We start from the raw sequence: 2,511 nt of genomic DNA on the forward strand, positions 1-2,511 counted from the left end.
GTCTTTGATCATCATGTCCCAGTCCCACTTTTGAGAAAGACGATAAGCTCCGGGAGGAAGCTTTATCAGCGAATATGTTCCTGATCCTAGACTTGCAACTTCAACGCCATCTACATAGAAGTAGACATTCCGAGCTCCGAATACGAACGATCCGGGCCGATAGATGACCAACTCTCCGTTCTTTGAATCTGACACCCACGACTGGGGCTTAGGCTTGCCGCTCGGCGCAGCGCAAGCAACAAGAAAAATGGGCAGAGCCAAAAATATCCACTTTAACTTCATCTACAACCTCTCTTCGGGGATGTCGCCCCGCCTCCATACAGACAACGTCACCGATCAGATTTTGAAACATTGTCGATAGGCCGACTGTAGCCGCACAGGTTAGCGGCGAAAAGGAGGCCGAACCGGAGGTACAGATTCCTCTGCAGCAGCCCTGCACAAGGGCCTACGCCAAATCAGCGGCCCGGTCGCTGGGCCTGCATCGTTGTTTAAACTTGAAGCGAGCTCCACGCTTCAGAAAAGGTTTCGAGGCTGATCGGCTGCGCGTGAGGGTCTTCTTCCCTGAACAATCCGCGCCCGACGCCGAAATCCTGAATGGCATCCCGAAAGCCGCCCGCAGTGCCTGACGCGATACCCCAGGCACGGTGCTTACAAACCACGAGAGGGCTCTCGAGCAGCGTTGCAACGGCGGTCATTGCGGCGCGGAGCTCCCCCCGGCGCATTTCAGAGGCAGAAGCTGCCAATGCGACTACCAACATGGAGCCGAACTGAGATGCGCCTCCATGTTGGACGTTAGGCGCCGAAAGTAGATGCAAGTAGAAGTCCGGCGCCTCATGTTCTTTCTCGCATACCGTCCATGATGGCGCCCATGCTTCCGTTCCAAGGAACCTCCAAGAATTCGACTCGAGGGCGTTGGAGGGCGAACCGTGCGCCCAACGTGCATGTGACTTCAAATCCCAACCCATCTTTCCGAAGGCGACCGATCGATACTCTTTCCCCAAACCCGAGGTTTGGCTTGAACGGACCGTCGGCTTTCCGCGGTCTGAGCGGACAAATGGCGCGAGCAACTGCTCGATCTTCACCCATACCTGCCATTGCCAAGGCAACAAGCTCGGTGCACCAAGCAGTACGAACACATCGTAGTTCTTGGCGTAATACGGAATTGAATTCGTCACGGGGAGAGGGTCATCATTCAACTGGACGGCAAAGAAATCGATGCGTGCAGCGAGCTTGCCTTTTTAGCTGGACAGTACCGAGGGCTCGGGGCCGATCAGCACGATCTTGCCACGGGCGCGAACGTCGGTTCCTGGTTGGCTTCAGTCGCACCGGTGAAAGCGCTTGCACTCAGCGACAGCATGAATAGCAACTACGCACTCAGTTCACGCAAAACCCTGAGAGCCAGTGCTCCGCGTCCAACGCCTGTGCCTCGATTGTGCTCGTTGAAATTTTGGGCGCTCGTTATGTCCTCCCACTGCTCCACTCGTATCTCATCAGTCGTGTCGATCTCAAATGCAATGAAGCGCTGGTCTTGCGTTACTAGCCGACCGAATATGCTGGGCATGCCCGGGAAGTCAATGCCAAGTTCAACGACGATCGATCTTTCCCATTGGATGCCCCGCTCAACTCCCACACTAGCCAACGCCGGCGGCACGCCGTGCCGCCTCCAGTAGCTTGCTTCTGCGCGCAGCGAACGCTCGACGCTGGCGTTTTGCTGTTGTACGTTTAACTGTCGCGGTTCGCGTTCACACATAGCCGAATTACGATCGTCCAAGATGAATGGAGCTACTCGGATCTTCGCCGCTGCGACAGAGGTCCGCTCTTGGCCGAGGTTGTGTGGAAACGCTCTCGGCGCTCCAGTATGCCGAGCATCCGCGTCACGAGGGCAGCCGCCAGCCTCGCAGGCCATCCAGTCGTAGGCGGGCACGAATGGATTTGAAGCCCAGCGGCCCTCTGCACCCGTTGAAGCGCCGTAAAGAGGCTCATGGCCCCACCAGCCGCACCGCCTTCATCATTCTTCTCATTCCCAGGATGGCGATCACTCGCTTGAGGTTGTAAGCCAGCACATGCAGGCTCATCTCGGTGCCCACATGCGCCAGCGTCTTCGTCAGGAAGTGCGTCGAGCCCATCCAGTGCTTCAACGTCCCGAAGACATGCTCCACGGTGCGCCGTCGCAAGGTCATGGCCTTGGGCTTCTTGTCCAGGCGCTGCTGCACACGCTCGAGTACTTCTTCATGTTCCCATCGGCGGATGCGTCGGAAGTCGCCTGTCGTGCATTGGTCTTTGATCGCGCATGTGGGGCAGGCGCTGGTCCAGTAGACATGGGCGTTGAGCCCGTTCTTCTCCAGCGTGCTGAACCGGTAAATGGCCTGCTCGCCCGCTGGGCACTGGTACTCATCGTCCTTCGCGATGTAGATGAAGTCGCTCTTGTCGAAGCGACCCGCAGCCTTGGCGCCCGAGGTCATGGGCTTGGGCACGAAGGCCGTGATGCCCGCGTCCTCGCAGGCCTTGAGC

At 57.7% G+C, this 2,511-nt stretch carries 3 protein-coding genes; all 3 read right to left on the reverse strand.

The window, feature by feature from the left end:
• The coding region (locus AC1DOC_RS29050) for a hypothetical protein (RefSeq protein ID WP_478131058.1) at positions 1 to 282 on the reverse strand (282 nt) is incomplete at its 3' end.
• Positions 283 to 488: 206 nt separating this feature from the next.
• The gene (locus AC1DOC_RS29055) at positions 489 to 1,175 is read right to left on the reverse strand and encodes a hypothetical protein (RefSeq protein WP_230537962.1); all 687 of its coding nucleotides are present in this window, start codon (positions 1,173 to 1,175) and stop codon (positions 489 to 491) included.
• Between the two features lie 804 nt (positions 1,176 to 1,979).
• Positions 1,980 to 2,511 (reverse strand): transposase (locus AC1DOC_RS29060; protein ID WP_478131059.1); only part of this gene is annotated, 532 nt, incomplete at its 5' end.

The sequence above is a fragment of the Variovorax sp. 01T439_2 genome, from assembly GCF_056398445.1.